Source organism: Duganella sp. P38 (genome assembly GCF_050859475.1).
In the GTDB taxonomy this organism is placed as follows: domain Bacteria; phylum Pseudomonadota; class Gammaproteobacteria; order Burkholderiales; family Burkholderiaceae_D; genus Rugamonas.
Window position 1 is genome coordinate 1,986,891 of the sequence record NZ_CP193936.1, and the last position, 15,182, is coordinate 2,002,072.

The 15,182-nt window shown below is 67.9% G+C and carries 14 protein-coding genes and 2 pseudogenes; 13 read left to right on the top strand and 3 right to left on the bottom strand.

Annotated elements, in window-relative coordinates; genetic code table 11:
- Nucleotides 1-10: 10 nt before the first annotated feature.
- From ACRQ5J_RS09105 to epsA, 3 genes are all read left to right on the top strand, one after another.
- Nucleotides 11-640, top strand: a complete 630-nt coding sequence (locus tag ACRQ5J_RS09105) for an NF038129 family PEP-CTERM protein (RefSeq protein ID WP_432382764.1) — start codon at nt 11-13, stop codon at nt 638-640.
- 91 nt (nt 641-731) lie between these two features.
- Nucleotides 732-1,430, top strand: a complete 699-nt coding sequence (locus ACRQ5J_RS09110; protein WP_432382766.1) for a winged helix-turn-helix domain-containing protein — start codon at nt 732-734, stop codon at nt 1,428-1,430.
- Entirely contained in the window at nt 1,427-2,233 is an 807-nt protein-coding gene (gene epsA, locus ACRQ5J_RS09115) for an XrtB/PEP-CTERM-associated transcriptional regulator EpsA (protein WP_432382767.1), read from the top strand. Before ACRQ5J_RS09110 ends, epsA begins: the two co-directional genes overlap by 4 nt.
- Before the next feature lie 88 nt (nt 2,234-2,321).
- Here the strand turns inward: epsA and ACRQ5J_RS09120 are convergent, their stop codons facing one another.
- From ACRQ5J_RS09120 to ACRQ5J_RS09130, 3 genes and pseudogenes are all read right to left on the bottom strand, one after another.
- On the bottom strand, nt 2,322-3,272 hold the full coding sequence (locus ACRQ5J_RS09120; protein ID WP_432383614.1) for a hypothetical protein: 951 nt from the start codon (nt 3,270-3,272) through the stop codon (nt 2,322-2,324).
- Between the two features lie 358 nt (nt 3,273-3,630).
- Nucleotides 3,631-5,490: pseudogene (locus ACRQ5J_RS09125) on the bottom strand (S8 family serine peptidase); the annotation flags it as partial.
- 18 nt (nt 5,491-5,508) lie between these two features.
- A complete protein-coding gene (locus tag ACRQ5J_RS09130) occupies nt 5,509-6,234 on the bottom strand; it encodes an NF038120 family PEP-CTERM protein (protein WP_432382769.1) in 726 nt (241 codons plus the stop codon).
- 321 nt (nt 6,235-6,555) lie between these two features.
- Here ACRQ5J_RS09130 and gspG point away from each other — a divergent pair, with 321 nt between their 5' ends.
- From gspG to ACRQ5J_RS09180, 10 genes and pseudogenes are all read left to right on the top strand, one after another.
- Nucleotides 6,556-6,975: a type II secretion system major pseudopilin GspG gene (gspG, locus tag ACRQ5J_RS09135; RefSeq protein ID WP_432382771.1), complete on the top strand. Its 420-nt coding sequence runs from the start codon at nt 6,556-6,558 to the stop codon at nt 6,973-6,975.
- An 11-nt stretch (nt 6,976-6,986) separates the two neighbouring features.
- Nucleotides 6,987-8,177: a type II secretion system F family protein gene (locus tag ACRQ5J_RS09140; RefSeq protein ID WP_432382773.1), complete on the top strand. Its 1,191-nt coding sequence runs from the start codon at nt 6,987-6,989 to the stop codon at nt 8,175-8,177.
- Nucleotides 8,174-9,853, top strand: a complete 1,680-nt coding sequence (locus ACRQ5J_RS09145; protein WP_432382775.1) for a GspE/PulE family protein — start codon at nt 8,174-8,176, stop codon at nt 9,851-9,853. Before ACRQ5J_RS09140 ends, ACRQ5J_RS09145 begins: the two co-directional genes overlap by 4 nt.
- Entirely contained in the window at nt 9,846-10,664 is an 819-nt protein-coding gene (locus ACRQ5J_RS09150) for a hypothetical protein (protein ID WP_432382777.1), read from the top strand. Before ACRQ5J_RS09145 ends, ACRQ5J_RS09150 begins: the two co-directional genes overlap by 8 nt.
- Nucleotides 10,661-11,197 (top strand): hypothetical protein, encoded by a 537-nt coding sequence (locus ACRQ5J_RS09155; RefSeq protein ID WP_432382779.1) that lies wholly within the window; start codon nt 10,661-10,663, stop codon nt 11,195-11,197. The genes ACRQ5J_RS09150 and ACRQ5J_RS09155 overlap by 4 nt, the downstream gene beginning before the upstream one ends.
- Entirely contained in the window at nt 11,182-11,745 is a 564-nt protein-coding gene (locus ACRQ5J_RS09160) for a hypothetical protein (protein ID WP_432382781.1), read from the top strand. The genes ACRQ5J_RS09155 and ACRQ5J_RS09160 overlap by 16 nt, the downstream gene beginning before the upstream one ends.
- Nucleotides 11,742-12,281, top strand: coding sequence for a hypothetical protein (locus tag ACRQ5J_RS09165; protein ID WP_432382782.1), 540 nt, complete (start codon nt 11,742-11,744; stop codon nt 12,279-12,281). Before ACRQ5J_RS09160 ends, ACRQ5J_RS09165 begins: the two co-directional genes overlap by 4 nt.
- The gene (locus ACRQ5J_RS09170) at nt 12,281-14,326 is read left to right on the top strand and encodes a secretin N-terminal domain-containing protein (protein WP_432382784.1); all 2,046 of its coding nucleotides are present in this window, start codon (nt 12,281-12,283) and stop codon (nt 14,324-14,326) included. The genes ACRQ5J_RS09165 and ACRQ5J_RS09170 overlap by 1 nt, the downstream gene beginning before the upstream one ends.
- 5 nt (nt 14,327-14,331) lie before the next feature.
- The gene (locus ACRQ5J_RS09175) at nt 14,332-14,805 is read left to right on the top strand and encodes a type II secretion system protein (protein ID WP_432382787.1); all 474 of its coding nucleotides are present in this window, start codon (nt 14,332-14,334) and stop codon (nt 14,803-14,805) included.
- 2 nt (nt 14,806-14,807) lie between these two features.
- Nucleotides 14,808-15,178 (top strand): annotated as a pseudogene (locus ACRQ5J_RS09180) (type II secretion system protein).
- Nucleotides 15,179-15,182: the final 4 nt, after the last annotated feature.

Consider the following 15,182-nt stretch of genomic DNA (forward strand, 5'->3'; position numbering starts at 1 on the left):
GCACACCACCATGTTTACTCTGCATAACTTCCGTCGCGCCGTGATGGCGCTGTTGCTGGCGGCCTGCACCGGCCTGGCCGCCGCCGGCACCCTCACCGTCGAACTCGACACCACCGGCTACGGCAGCAGCGGCTGGATCGATATCTCGCTGAACAATATGCCGACCGGCGCGGTCACTAGCTACGCCGACCTGAACCACTTTGTCAATTTCGGCAGCAGCGACGGCGCCGAGCTGTCCAATGTGACCGGCTCGCTGGCCGGCGGCTACCGCATCGAGAACGTCTACGGCGGCTACAACGACCTGTTCCACGCGGTCGATTTCGGCAACGGCAAGATCAGCTTCAGCGTCAGCTTCAGCGGCGACGCCGATCCGACCGGCCTGTACGGCTCGATGCTGGCGGTGGCGCTGTACGGCCCGGACAAGACCACGCTGCTGGGCGACAGCAGCAGCATCGACGGCAGCCTGCTGCACATCAACTGGACGCCGTCGCTGACCGCGGGCGGGCAGGGCAGCGTCAGCGCCGAGGTGCTCGCGTCCGGCGTGACGGTTACCGCCGTGCCGGAAGCGCAAACCTGGGCCATGCTGCTGGGCGGGCTGGCGCTGCTGGGCCTGGTTCGCAGCCGCCGCCGCGCCGCCTGATTTATATCGCGGGCCTCTGAATCCGCGATGGAAATCATATTAGTAAAGGCCTGGGCCTTGATGCATAGTGTTTCCTTTACAAGGAAACGCTATGCGCGCAGCCCACATCCTCGTCATTGAAAGCACGCCCGCGATCCAGGAGCTGATAGCGCTCAACCTGGGCATGGCGGGCCACCGGATCAGCCGCGCGGCCGACGCCGAAAGCGCCTTGCTGATGCTGGAAGACCAGCTGCCCGATCTGTTGCTGCTCGACTGGAACCTGCCTGGCCAGTCCGGCCTGTCGCTGGTGCGCTGGCTGCGCGCGCAGGCGCGCACACGCGGCTTGCCGCTGATGATGGTGACCGCCCGCTGCGGCGAGCCGGACAAGGTGATGGCGCTCGAAAGCGGCGCCGACGATTACATGACCAAGCCGTTCAGCCCGCGCGAGATGGTGGCGCGCGTGCACAGCCTGCTGCGCCGCGCGCAGGCGGCCGCAGGCGCCGACGCGCCGCTGCAACTGGCCGGCCTGCGGCTCGATCCGTGCACCCAGCGCGTCACCGCCGGCGCGCGCGAGGTGGCGCTGGGCCGGGTCGAGTTCCGGCTGCTGAATTTCCTCATGAGCCACCCGGAGCGCGTGCACAGCCGCGCCCAGCTGCTCGACCAGGTATGGGGCCACGCCGCCTACCTCGACGAACGCACCGTCGACACCCACGTCGGCCGGCTGCGCAGCGCCTTGCAGCCGAGCGGCTGCCAGCGCCGCATCGAGACCGTGCGCGGCAGCGGCTACCGCTTTGTCGCGGCGCCGCTGTGAGCGTGGAACAGCTGGTCATTCTGAGCGCGCTGGAGCAGGAATACCTGCTGCACGCCATCGAGGCCGCGCTGCCGGTGCAGGACGCGCGCCAGTTCTTCCTGTGGACCCAGGGGCCGTTGCAGGCGCTGCTGCCGCACCAGGTCATGCTGGCTTTGCAGTTCGGCGCGCAGGACGAGTTGCAGCATGTCGAATGCCTGCACAGCGGCGTGCTGGACGCCGCGCTGCGCGAGCGCCTGAGCAATCGCGACGATGGCCTGGCGCTGCGCCTGGCCCGGCATGGCCGGCGCGGCGGCCGCTTGCCGGCCATGCTCGACGCCGGTCCCGGCGCCGACCCGTCCAAGGGCAGTCCCGGCCTGGCGCCGTTCCACGGCGAGCTGCGCGAGCTGGGACTGGAAAACATGCTGCTGCATGGCAGCGAGCGCCTGCCGGGCGGCGCGACTTTCTTCGTATTGTTCGGCCTGCCGCACCGGCCGCGCGCGCGGCACGCTTACTTCCTGCAATTGCTGCTGCCGTATCTGCACCTCAGCCTGCAACGTGTCGGCGGCCAGCAGGCGCGTGCCGCGGTGCGTGCGCTGGCGCGGCCGGTCAGCGCGCGCGAAGCGGAGATATTGCACTGGGTGCGCGAAGGCAAGAGCAATGATGAGATCGGACTGATACTTGGCATCAGCGGGCTGACGGTGAAAAATCACCTGCAGCGGCTGTATCGTTTGCTGGCGGTGTCGAACCGGGCGCAGGCGATCGCGCGGGGGATGGCGTTGCAGTTGTTTGATCGGCCGCCACAGCTGCTGGCGCGCGCGGCCTGAGACGTCGTTCCCGCGCATGCGGGAACCCATGCCGAGCGCGCGCCGCGCGCTCGATGGATTCCCGCCGGCGCGGGACCGGCGCGACCGCCTAGCGCTGGCTCACGCGCACGGCGCTACGATCCGGCTTCTGCACCTGCGGAATCGGATTATTGGTCTCCACCAGCAAGGCCGTGGTGGCGCCGACGCCGCCGTTCGGGTCCAGCAGCTGGATGCCGCCGTAGTAGCGCTGGCCGCTGGCCAGGCCCGACCAGCTGGCGCTGACCGACGCCGTGCTGGCCAGATACACCTGGCTCGGCACCGCCGCCCGCAGATTGCCCACCGTTTCGCCGCGCACCGCCACCGCCGACGACAGGCGGAACGTGGTGGGCGCGCCGTTCAGCGTTTTCCAGCCGACCACGCACACGGTGTAGCCGCCGGCCGCCGGCGATTTCAGCACGATGGCTTCGTTGGAGCCGCCGGTGCCGCTGTAATCGACCAGCTGGCCGGCCGCGTTCAGCACCACCATGTCGAGGTCGTCGCTGGCGCCGTGCCCGGTGTCGGCGTTGAACAGCTCGAAGGCGGCCACCACCGTGTTGGCCGGCACCGTCACCGCGATCTTGGTGGCGCCGACGTTGTTGGCGTTGCACGCGGCAGCCACTTCGTCCGGATTGTCGACCGAGACGGTGGCCTGCGCCACCGACTGCGGCGCGCCCTTGGTGACAGCCTTGAAGCCGCCGGTGCTGGCGTTCATGCGGCCCGAGAAGCCGGTGCCGACGCTGATCGCCATGCTGCCGGTCGGCCGCACGCTCGACAGCAGCGCCGGCGCGCTGACCGGTTTGCCGCTGCGCGCGGTGACCGGGATGCGCACGATGTGGCTGCCGTCGGTCCAGGTCAGGGCGCCGTACTGCCAGACGTCGTTCGGCGCGGTCGAGCGCGTCAGCTTGACGGTGAAGCTGGCGCTCTGGCCTGGGTTGAGCGTCAGCGCGGCCGGCGTCACCACCGTGGTGTAGCCCGGCACCGACGCCTGCGCCGTGTAGGTGGACCGCGGCGCTGCCCACATTGGTCACGGTGCGGGTGACGGTGGCGTTGCCCAGCACGTTGGACAGCGTGATCGACGGCAGGTTCAGGTTGTACGCGACCAGCGTGCCGCTGCCGCACTGGCTGCTGACGCCGTTGCCGCACAGGTATTTGCGGTAGTCGGCCGGCGCCACGTCGTACACCAGCCCCGGCGCGATGGCGCCGCCCGGATTGCTGGCGGCGTTGCCGTAGGCGGTCAGGCCGCCGCGCGGGTTGATGTGGCCGGCGCCCTGCGACCACGGCAGCACGCCCGCCGACAGGCCCGGCTGGGCGTCGGGGAAGGTCTGCGTGGCCGAGGTCATCAGCGCCGACTTGATCGCTGCCGGCGACCAGGCCGGATGCGCCTGGCGCAGCAGCGCGGCCACGCCGGCCACGTGCGGCGCCGCCATCGAGGTGCCGCTGTACAGCGACCAGGCGTTCGGCACCGGCGTCAGCGTGCCGGTGTTCAGGTTGTCCTGCTGGGCCGGGCTCAGTTCCGGCGACACGGCGGCCAGGATGTCGACGCCGGGGGCGGACAGGTCCGGTTTCAGCAGGTTGCCGTCATACGCGTTCGGGCCGCGCGACGAGAAGCCGGCGATGATCGGGCCGACGCCTTTCTGCTCGAAGAAGTGGCTCAGGCTGGCCCTGGCGCCGCTCGCTTGCGCATAGGCCTTGATGGCGGCGCCGTCGGCGGCGGAAACGTGCACCGTCGGCACCGAGTGCAGCTCGGCCACCAGGCCGCTGCCGTTGTCGACCAGCACCATGCCGACGCCCTCAGCCTGCTTCACGGCCAGGCTCTTGTCGACGCGGTCGTTGGTGCCGCGCACGCAGGTGACGATCTTGCCGCGCACTTTTTCCGGATCGAGTACCGGCGCGCCGTTCCAGTTGGCGCTGTAGCACAGGCGCGCGGCGGCGGCGTTGGCGCCCGGCAGCGCGGCGTCCTCGGAGCGGATGACCGGGGTGGTGGCCGGCAGCGTCTTGCTGCTCAGCGAGGCGCCGGTGTAACTGGCGCCGTTGCCCAGGCCGATGGTGGCGACGCGGAACTGGTCGTGCGCGGCCGCCGCCACCGTGGTCAGCCATGGACCGACGTGGTTGACCGCCTGCGCCGGACCGTCGTTGCCGCCCGAGGCGGAGACGAACACGCCGGCCGCCGTGGCGTTGAGGAAGGCCAGTTCGACCGCGTTGCTGGCGCTGTCGCCGCCGCTGATCGAGTAGTTCAGCACGTGCACGCCGTCGAGCACGGCGCGCTCGATGGCGGCCACGCTGTCCTGTTCCCAGCAGCTGTTCTTGCCCGGCGTGGTGCCGTCGACGTAGGTCCAGCACACCTTGTACATGGCGACGCGGGCGCGCGGCGCCGCGCCCGACACCGCGCCCATGGCCATGCCGTCCATGGTGGCCGCCACGCCGTAGTTGCCGGCCGCCGTGCTGGAGGTGTGGGTGCCGTGGCCGCCCTTGCCGAGCGTGCCGCCGATGGAGTCGCGCGGCGAGACGAACTCGGTCCAGTGCTGCGGATTGCCCGAGCGGACGAAGCCGTCGCGGAAGTAGCGCGCGCCGATCAGCTTGTTGTTGCAGCTGGCGCTGGTGAACGCCTCGCCGGTCTGGCACACGCCGTTCCAGCTCTGCGGCGCGCTGTAGGCCAGCGCGCCGCTGTTGTCGAAGGTCGGCAGGCCGTTGCTGTCGACGCGGTCGGCGTAGGCCGGATTCTCCGGCCAGATGCCGCCGTCGATGACGCCGATGATGACGTCCTCGCCGGCCTTGTCGCGCCCGCCCGCCTGCGCCCACAAGCCGCCGGGGCCGTCCAGGCCGAGGAAGGTCGGGGTGTAGCTGGTGTCGAGGTGGCGCTCGGCGTTGGCGTGGATCGCGGCGACGGCGCCGCTCGCTTGCAGCGTGCGCACCTCGGCGTCGGTCAGGCGCGCCGAAAAGCCGTTCAGCACCACCTTGTACTCGTATTCGATGTCGGCGGCCGGCACCAGGGCCTTGACGGCGTCCTGCTTCTGGCCGAGGTAATCGGTGTACAGCTGCAGGGTGGCGCTGGCCGGGTCGATGCGCTGGCCGGCCGGCGGCTGCGTGGCGGCCAGGCCGGCGACGCCGCCGGTATAGGTGGCGGCCGGCTTGTCGGCCAGCTGGACCAGGTAGGAGCGGCGTTCCTCGTCGGCGTGGGCGGCCAGCGTCAGGGCGCTGGACAGCAGCAGAATGGCGGCGGGTACTGGGCGTAATTTCATCAGGGATCTCCTCGGGTATCAGGCGCGGCGGCGGCGGCTGGCGACCAGCAGCAGCATGCCGCTGCCCAGCATCAGCCAGGTCGATGGTTCAGGGACGGCGGTGGTCACCAGCGTCAGGTTGTCCAGCGCGAACTGGGCGCGGTCGCTGTTGAAGCCGCTGCAGCTGCCGGCGCTGTTGCAGGCCAGGCCGAACACATACAGTTCGGTGAACTGGTCGGCGGCGAAGGCGGCCGAGGTGCTGAGGTCGCTGAAGGCGTAGCCGTCGGCGCCGGGTGCGCCAAAGGTGTAGGTTTGCAGCACCGAGCTGCCGTCGGCGTGCACGCCCATCAGCCGCACCGCGCCGACGATCGGGTTGTAGGCGTCGGCATAGGCGCCGAGGAAGCTGGCGCTGAACGAGCGCACGCTGAAGCTGTTGCCGCTGAAGGTGCTGAAGTACAGCGCGGCGTCGTTGACCACCGCCACATAGCTGCTGCCATTGGCGGTGCACTGCAACTGGCCGCATTGCTCGAAGGCCCAGTTGCTGTCGACCACCTCGGCCACGTAGTCGCCCGGTTGCGCCACCGGCGAGTTGGAAAACGCCTCGAAGTAGATGTCGTGGCCGAGGTCCCAGGCCTCGCCGTTGTACAGCGGCCCGTTGGGTAGATTTTCAAACGTCAGCGTCAGGTCGGTGGTGGCGGCCGAGGCGCCGGGCACGGCGGCCAGCATCATCAGGCTCAGTAACAGGGCATGCAAGACACGTTTCATGGGTGTTTCCTTCTCAGCAGGTAGATGAAAACTGCGGTGGCGGTGCGGCAGGGTACAGACGAGATTGCTGTAAGAAAGTATAGGCTTTCCATTAATTTTGTGGCATTCGTGACAACGTATTAAATTTGTTTATTCGCATATGAAAGTTAAGTTTATTCTGTTGCAAGAATGAAAAACTATGCCGCCGAGCATGAGTGAAATTGTTCAAAAAAAGCCACACACGTGAAACGCATCAAATCAGGAATAAAAGATTGTCGTACCGGCAAACCGCGTGGTAGCCTCTGGCTTTGAGCCGCCGCTTTTAGTTGAGGAGTTGCAGGGATGGATGGGGTTAAACAACACCGTGGATTCACGCTGCTGGAACTGCTGGTCGTCATCGTCATCATCGGTTTGCTGGCCGCTTACGTGGGCCCCAAATACTTCTCGCAACTGGGCAAGTCGGAAGTCACGATTGCCAGGGCGCAGATCGACGCGTTCGAAAAATCGCTGGACACCTTCCGCCTCGACGTCGGCCGCTATCCCACCACCGAAGAGGGCCTGAATGCGCTGCTGGCCGCGCCGGCCGCCGCCGCCGCCAAATGGAACGGTCCCTATCTGAAAAAAGGCGTGCCGCCGGATCCGTGGGGCCACGCCTACCAGTACAAGGCGCCTGGCGCCAGGGCTGAGTACGAGATCACCTCGCTGGGCCGCGACGGCCAGCCCGGCGGCAGCGGCGAAGACGCCGACCTCACTTCGCAGTAACCGTCCCCGCCATGCAGTTCGACGTGCGCACCCTGTCGGCCGAGATGGTCATCTCGCAGCTGCGGATCGATGGCCGCGACGAGGCCGACGCGCGCCGCCAGGTCGAGGCGCGCGGCCTGTTCGTCAGCGCCATCACGCCGGTGCGCGCCGGGCTGCCGGGACGCGGCGGCAAGCGCCGCGCGCTGTCCCTGGTGCTGTTCAGCCAGGAGCTGCTGGCGCTGCTGACGGCCGGCCTGGGCATCGTCGAAGGGCTGGAAGCCCTGCTGGAGAAGGAGGCCAGCCCGGCCACGCGCGGCGTGCTGGAACGGCTGCTGGCCGGCCTGCGCGAGGGCCAGCGCTTTTCCGCCGTGCTGGCCGGGCAGCCGGACTTGTTCCCGCCGCTGTATGTCGGCATCGTCAAGGCGGCCGAGGGCACGTCCGACCTGCCGCGCGCGCTGGCGCGCTTTATCGACTACCAGCAGCGCATCGACGCGGTGCGCGCCAGGCTGGTGTCGGCGGCGATTTATCCATGCATCCTGCTGCTGGTCGGCGGCGGCGTCAGCCTGTTTTTGATCGGCTACGTGGTGCCGCGCTTCGCCGAGGTCTATCAGGGCGCCGGCCGCAACCTGCCATGGCTGTCGCAACAGATGCTGAACTGGGGCCAGTTCGCCGGCGCGCACACGACGCTGGTGCTGGCCGCCATCGGCGCCGCGCTGCTGGCGCTGGTGCTTGGCGTGCGCCGGCTGATCGCCAGCGGCGGCCTGGCGCGGCTGCTCGGCAAGCTGCCCGGCATCGGCGAACGGGTGCGCATCTACGAGTTATCGCGGCTGTACCTGACGCTGGGTATGCTGAGCGAGGGCGGCATCACCATCGTCCACGCGATCGAGACGGTGCAGGGCATGGTGTCGCCGGCCATGCGCGCCAATCTGCACAGCGCGCGCGCGGCGGTGGAAGCGGGGCTGCCGCTGTCGGCCGCGTTCGAGGCCAGCCAGTTGACCACGCCGATTTCGCTGCGCATGCTGCGGGTCGGCGAGCGCACCGGCGACATGGGGCCGATGTTGACACAGTCGGCCGCGTTCTACGACGGTGAAATCAGCCGCTGGATCGATCGCTTCACGCGCACCTTCGAGCCGCTGCTGATGGCCGCCATCGGCCTGGTGGTCGGCGCCATCGTGGTGCTGCTGTACATGCCGATCTTCGATCTGGCGGGAGACATGTCGTGACCGCGCTCGACACCGCGCTGCTGGCGCGCGCGCGCCATCTGCGCCAGCAATCGAAACGCACGCTGGTCGAGGAGCTGGAGGCGCTGACCAGCGCCGAACCGCGCCTGCTGGTCCGCGCGCTGGCGCAGCCATTCGGCATGGCGGTGCTGGAGACGGCCGACATGCTGGAACATGAGCCGGCGTGGGACCTGCTGCCGCTGTCGCAGGCGATGGCGCGGCACTGCGTGCTGCTGCGCGCGCGCGACGGCACGCTGGCCGGCGTGATCGCCGATCCGTTCGACCTCGATCTGCAAACCTGGCTGGGCACGCAGGCGCGCGCGACGCCGTCCGCGCCGCTGCAAACGCGGCTGGCGCTGCAGGCCGATATCCAGGCGTATTTGTCCAAGCAGGAGGAATCGGCGCGCGCCACCGACACGCTGCTGCCCGGCGTCAGCGAGGGCCGGCGCGATGGCAGGACGGCGGCGGTGCTGTCGTTCGCGTCGGTGTCGGAGGGCGCCAGTCCGGCGGTCCGGCTGGTCAACTCCACGCTGTACGATGCGCTCAAGGCCGGGGCGTCCGACATCCACCTCGAAAGCACGGCCGGCGGCCTGGCGGTCAAGTACCGCGTGGACGGCGTGCTCGATCACGCCACCGCGGTCAACGGCGTCGACGTCGCGGAGCAGATCATCTCGCGCCTGAAAGTGCTGGCGGAACTGGACATCGCCGAGCGCCGCATTCCGCAGGACGGCAGCTTCCGTGTGGAGTCGGGCGGGCGCGAGATCGATTTGCGCGTGTCGATCATGCCGAGCATTCACGGCGAGGACGCGGTGATCCGGATTCTCGACAAGCGCGCGATGATCGAGGCCTATGGCGCGCTGACGCTGGAGGCGCTGGGCTTCGATGCGCCGTCGCTGGCGACCTTGCGCACGCTGGCGCAGGAAGCCTACGGCATGCTGCTGGTGACCGGGCCGACCGGCTCCGGCAAGACCACCACGCTGTATGCGGCGCTGACCGAAATCCACAACGGCCGCGAGAAGATCATCACCATCGAAGATCCGGTTGAATACCAGCTGCCGGGCATATTGCAGATTCCCGTCAACGAGAAGAAGGGGCTGACCTTCGCCAAGGGCCTGCGCTCCATCCTGCGCCATGACCCGGACAAGATCATGGTGGGCGAGATCCGCGACCGCGAGACTGCGGAAATCGCCGTGCAGTCGGCCCTGACCGGGCATCTGGTGCTGACTACCGTGCACGCAAACAATGTGTTCGACGTGTTCGGCCGCTTCACGCACATGGGCATCGATCCGTATGCGTTCGTGTCGGCGCTGAACGGCATCTGGGCGCAGCGGCTGATCCGCATCAACTGCCCGCACTGCGCCACCGAGTACACGCCGGACGATCACGAACTGGCCAGCGTCGGCATGACGCGCGCGGATGCCCATGCGTACCGTTTCATGCAGGGCAGGGGCTGTGGCGATTGCCGCGGCACCGGCTACAAGGGCCGCCGCTCGATTGCCGAGATTCTGACCCTGAACGACGAAATCCGCGAGCTGATCGTCGACAAGCGGCCGATCCGCCAGATCAAGCAGGCGGCCTATGCGAATGGCACCCGCAGCCTGCGGCAGGCGGCGCTGGAGCTGGTCAGGCGCGGCGGCACCACGCTGTCAGAAATCAAACGGGTGACTTTGCATGCGTAGAGCGATCGGCCAATACCTGCGCGTCGATGTAGCGCCGCACGCAATCGCGGTGCAGCGCGCCACCCGCTGGCGCTGGAAGGTCCGCGCCGGAGCGGCCGGCGCACTGGCCGGCGCGCCGGGCGGCGGCGAGGCGCTGGCGGCGCAAGCCATCGCGCCATCCGGCGACCATCCGTTCGACGCCATCGCCAACGCGCTGCGCGCGGTGCTGGGCGAGCTGGATGTCGCCGGCTGGCCGGCGAGCTTTGTGCTGGCCGACGAGTTGACGCGCATGTGGCGCGTCACGCCGCCGCCCGGCGCCGCCCGCATGGCCGACCTGGAAGCCGCCGCAGGGCTGCGCTTCCAGTCGCTCTACGGCGAGGCCCCGGCCGCCTGGCAGCTCTCTGCCGACTGGAATGCTACGCACCCATTCTTCGCCGCCGCCGTGCCGCGCGCCTTGCTGGCCGCATTAAGCGGCGCCGCCAAGGATCACAAGCTGGCCATCGTCGCCATCGAGCCGCGCTTCGTCAGCGCCTGGAACCAAAGCCGCCGGCGCCTGAAGCAGGGCGCCTGGTACGGCCACATACACGACAACCTGCTCACGCTGGCCGCCACCGAAGCAGACGGCCAGCGGCTGCGGGCGATCCGCCCGCTACCGATCCCGCACGGCGCCGATCACGGCTGGCTGACGCAAACGCTGCAACGCGAAGCACTGCTGCTCGACATGCAAGCGCCATCGCTGCTGCAGGTGAGCGGCAGCGTTCCCGTCAGCTGGGCGCAGCCGGTCGCCAACGCCGCCCACATTCCGTGTGCGCTGCTGGGGGCGGCGCGATGAAGATCGACTTCGCGCCAGCCAGCGCGCGCCGCACCTTGTTCCGCCTCCACCCGGCAGTGCTGGCGCTGGGCTGCGGCGGCGCGCTGCTCTGCGCCGCCGCAGCCTTCGGCGGCTGGCAGCTGCTGGAACAGCAGCGCCAGCGCGAACAGCAGCTACAGCATCTGCGCGATCACGCCGCCGCCATGAGCGCACGCCCGGTGGAAGTCGCCAGGGTCGCCATTCCCGAAGCGCAGGCCAGCTTTGTCAACGGCGCCGTCATGCAACTCAACCTGCCGTGGCGCGAACTGCAGGACGCGGTGCTGGCCGCCACGCCGCGCACCGTCGCGCTGATCGCGCTGGAACCCGATCCGCGCAAGCGCGTCCTGAAAATCACTGCCGAAACCAGAACCAGCGACGACATGGTCGCCTACGTGGCGGCGCTGAAGGAACAGGAAAGCTTTAGCGGCGTGCTGCTCACCCGCCACGAAATCAACGAACAGGACCCGAACCGGCCCTTGCGTTTTCAGCTGGAGGCCACATGGCTGGCCCGCTGAACGATGTCAACCTCGCGGCGCTGCTGCTGCGTGGCCGGATCGCCGTGCAGCGCCTCGGCGCACCGGCCTGCGTGGCGGCGGCGCTGTGCATTGCCGGCGTGACCGCGTGGGCGTGGCTGCTGCCGGAGCGCGCCGGGCAGGCGCGCCTGATGGCGCAACCGTTGCCCGCGCCATCGACACTGGTCGCGCCGCCGCCAGCGCCGTCCGCCAATCAAAACCTGGCTGCGTTTTACGAGGTGCTGGGCGAAAAGCGCCACGCCGAACAGCAAGTCAAAGTGCTGTTCGACCTGGCGGCCAAGTCCAACCTGACGCTGAATCAGGGCGAGTACAAGGCGGGCTACGACAAGGCCAGCCAGGTCAGCACTTACCAGATCATCCTGCCGGTGAAAGGGCCGTATCAATCGATCTGGCAGTTCGCCATGCAGGGTTTGCGCGAGATGCCGTTTGCTTCGCTGGACGAAGTGGCCTTCCGCCGCGAAACCATCGCCGAGCCGACCGTGGAGGCGCGGCTGCGTTTCACGCTGTATCTGAAGGGGCAGCAGCCATGAAGCCCTATCAAGTCCTCATGGCGCTGGCGCTGGCCGGCTCCGCAGCGCTGGTGCTGTTTGGCGATAACTCGCCATCGGCCGGCATCGCCGAAGCGGTGACGCGCGCTCCCGGTGCGAAGCCTGTCGCTGCGGCGCGCGCGCCGCAAGCCGCAAGCCGCGATGCCGATACCACCATCCTGCGCCTGACGCCACGCGCGGAACTGGTCGGCGACTCGGGCGACGCCGCCTTCGCGCAAGGCGAGGGCGTGTTCGCAGGTCAGAACTGGAATCCGCCGCCGCCTCCCGCGCCAGCGCCATCGAACGCACCGCCACCGGCGCCCGTCGCGCCGGCGCTGCCATTCATCTACATCGGCAAGTCGGTGGCCGATGGCGCGTGGGAAGTCTACCTGTCGCGCGGCGACAAGACCTACAGCGCCCGTGCGCACACGGTGATCGACGGCGCCTACCGCATCGACAGGATCGCGCCGCCGCTGATGACGTTGACCTATCTGCCTTTGAATCAGCAACAACAGATGAATATTGGAGTTTTCGAGTGATGGCTAGCTCTCTGACGAAAATCGGCCGCGGCGCGGCGTTGCTCCTTCTGCTGAGCGGCTGCGCCGCGCAGATGGCCTACCGCGACGGCAATGAGCTGGTGGCCCAGGACCAGATCGAGGCCGGCCTCGCCAAATATCAGCAAGCGGTGCAGGCAGATCCCGGCAACGCGCAGTACCGCGCCGCCTTCATCTCCGCGCGCGACCGCGCGACGCAACGCCTGCTGGACGTGGCCGAAGCCGAGCAGGCCGCAGGCCGCGCCGCCCAGGCGGAGCAGGGCTTTCGTCGCGTGTTGGGCCTCGATCCGCGCAACGAGCGCGCCATCGCCGGCTTGCGCGCGCTGGAGCGCGACAGCCGCCAGGCCAGGCTGCTGGAGGCGGCTACCCAGCATCTGAACAAGAACGAGTACGAACTGGCCAGGCAAAAGCTCAATTCCGTGCTGAGTGAAACGCCGGGCAACGAGCGCGCGCGCGCGATGCTGCGCGAGGCGACCGAAAAGAGCGCGCCGCCGGTGGTGGAATCGGGGCTGGCGAAAAGCTACAAGCAGCCGATCTCCATCGAGTTCCGCGACGCCCCGCTGAAGCAGGTGTTCGAGGTGATTTCGCGTCGCTCCGGCCTGAATTTCGTGTTCGACAAGGACGTGAAGACGGACCAAAAAACCACCGTGCTGCTGAAGAACAGCACCGTCGAATCGGCGATCTACTTCCTGCTGCTGACCAACCAGCTGGAGCAGCAGGTGATGGACGCCAATACGATTCTGATTTACCCCAACGTCGCCGCCAAGCTCAAGGAATACCAGGAAATGACGGTGAAGACCTTCTTCCTGGCGAACGCCGAGGCGAAGCTGGTGGCCAATACGCTGCGCGCCATCACCAAGACGCGCGACCTGGTGGTCGATGAAAAACTGAACCTCATCATCGTGCGCGATACGCCAGAGGCGATCCGCCTGGCCGAACGCCTGATCGCGCTGCAGGACGCGCCGGAGGCCGAGGTGATGCTGGAGGTGGAGATTCTGGAGGTGAAGCGTTCCAGCCTGATGGACCTGGGCGTGGTGTGGCCTACGTCGCTGAACTTCTCGCCGCTGTCGACTTCCGGCGGCGCCGGCATCACCATCCGGGACTTGAACAACCTGAATCAGCGCACCATCGGCGTTAGCGGCGTGCAGCTCGGCGTCAACGCCAACAAGAACGACAGCGACTCCAATCTGCTGGCCAATCCGCGCATCCGCGTGCGCAACAAGCAGAAGGCCAAGATTGTGATCGGCGATAAGCTGCCGGTGATTACATCGACGGTGTCGTCGGGCGTCGGCGGCTTTGCCAGCGATTCGGTGACCTATGTGGATGTGGGCCTGACGCTCAATGCCGAGCCGACCATCTATCTGAACAACGAGGTGGCGATCAATATGCAGCTGGAGGTCAGCAACCTGGTAAACACCATCACCACCAAGAATGGCACCACCGCCTACCAGCTTGGCACGCGCCAGGCGTCGACGATGCTGCAATTGAAAGATGGCGAGAACCAGGTGCTGGCGGGGCTGATTAATAACGAGGAGCGCAACTCGTCCAACAAGATTCCGGGCTTTAGCGAGCTGCCGGTGGTGAGCCGCCTGTTCGGCAGCCAGCGCGATGATAATCAGAAGACCGAGATTGTGCTGTCGATTACGCCGCACCTGATTCGCAATGTGCAGCGGCCCGAGGCCGGCGCCGCCGAGTTCTCGGCCGGCACCGAGGCCAGCTTCCGCCGCCGGCCGGACCTGACGCCGCGCACGCCGGTCGCGCTGCCGCCAGCGCCGGGCGCTCGCCCAGCTGCTGGCGCGCCAGCAGCGGCGCCTGCCGCTGCGATGCCGGCGTCGGTCGCCGCGCCGGCTGCTGAACCGTCTGGTGGCGTTGCGTCGCCGGCGGGCGCTGCTGCCGCGCCGTCGCTGCCGGTGCAGGCGACGCCGTTATCGCAAACGCAGCCCGCGCCGCTGCCGGCCACGCAGGGCGCGCAGCCGCAGGCCGTGCAGCCGCCGGCTGCCGAGCCGACGCCGCCACCCGCGCAGCAGTAAGCCGCATGATGCGCGCGCGCGGTTTCACGCTGATCGAGCTGCTGGTGACGCTGGCCATCCTTGGCCTGCTCAGCGCCTTGGTCATCCCCACAGCGCAGGTAGTGGTGCAGCGCCGGCAGGAGCAGGACCTGCGCACCTCGCTGCGCGAAATCCGCCACGCGCTGGACGCCTACAAACGCGCCTACGATGAGGGCCGCATCACCAAAACACTGGCCGCCAGCGGCTATCCGAAATCGCTGGAAGTGCTGGTGGAAGGCGTGCCCGATCAGCAGAACCCCAGGCACGCCAGGATCTACTTCCTGCGCCGTGTGCCGCGCGATCCATTCAGCAGCGACCCCACGCTGAGCGACGCGCAAACCTGGGGCAAGCGCAGTTACGCCAGCGAACCCGATCAGCCGCGCGAGGGCGAAGACGTCTACGACGTCTTCAGTCAATGCGAAAAGACCGGCTTGAACGGCATACCGTACAAAAAGTGGTGACCATGAAGAGCAAAGGCTTCACGCTGATCGAACTGCTGGTGGTGCTGGGCATCGTGGCCCTGCTGCTGACGCTCGCCGTGCCGCGCTACTTCCCCAGCGTGGACAAATCGAAGGAGACTGTCCTCGCCGATAACCTGCGCAATGTCCGCACCGTGATCGATCAATACTACGGCGATACCGGCCGCTATCCCGACTCGCTCGACCAGCTGGTGGAAAAAAGTATCTGCGCGCGCTGCCATTCGACCCGGTGGCCGATAGCGACACCGCGTGGATCATCGTGCCGCCGGAAGACGGCGCCAAGGGCGGCGTCTACAACATCCACAGCGGCGCGGCTGGCAATGACCGCCACGGCAAGCCTTACGCCGAATGGTGATGGC

Bases quoted from the DNA above. Each gene is read 5' to 3' on its own strand.
- ACRQ5J_RS09105 (WP_432382764.1), top strand. From the start codon at position 11: ATGTTTACTCTGCATAACTTCCGTCGCGCCGTGATGGCGCTGTTGCTG.
- ACRQ5J_RS09110 (WP_432382766.1), top strand. From the start codon at position 732: ATGCGCGCAGCCCACATCCTCGTCATTGAAAGCACGCCCGCGATCCAG.
- ACRQ5J_RS09120 (WP_432383614.1), bottom strand. From the start codon at position 3,272: ATGTGGGCAGCGCCGCGGTCCACCTACACGGCGCAGGCGTCGGTGCCG.
- ACRQ5J_RS09130 (WP_432382769.1), bottom strand. From the start codon at position 6,234: ATGAAACGTGTCTTGCATGCCCTGTTACTGAGCCTGATGATGCTGGCC.
- gspG (WP_432382771.1), top strand. From the start codon at position 6,556: ATGGATGGGGTTAAACAACACCGTGGATTCACGCTGCTGGAACTGCTG.
- ACRQ5J_RS09140 (WP_432382773.1), top strand. From the start codon at position 6,987: ATGCAGTTCGACGTGCGCACCCTGTCGGCCGAGATGGTCATCTCGCAG.
- ACRQ5J_RS09150 (WP_432382777.1), top strand. From the start codon at position 9,846: ATGCGTAGAGCGATCGGCCAATACCTGCGCGTCGATGTAGCGCCGCAC.
- ACRQ5J_RS09155 (WP_432382779.1), top strand. From the start codon at position 10,661: ATGAAGATCGACTTCGCGCCAGCCAGCGCGCGCCGCACCTTGTTCCGC.
- ACRQ5J_RS09160 (WP_432382781.1), top strand. From the start codon at position 11,182: ATGGCTGGCCCGCTGAACGATGTCAACCTCGCGGCGCTGCTGCTGCGT.
- ACRQ5J_RS09165 (WP_432382782.1), top strand. From the start codon at position 11,742: ATGAAGCCCTATCAAGTCCTCATGGCGCTGGCGCTGGCCGGCTCCGCA.
- ACRQ5J_RS09170 (WP_432382784.1), top strand. From the start codon at position 12,281: ATGGCTAGCTCTCTGACGAAAATCGGCCGCGGCGCGGCGTTGCTCCTT.
- ACRQ5J_RS09175 (WP_432382787.1), top strand. From the start codon at position 14,332: ATGATGCGCGCGCGCGGTTTCACGCTGATCGAGCTGCTGGTGACGCTG.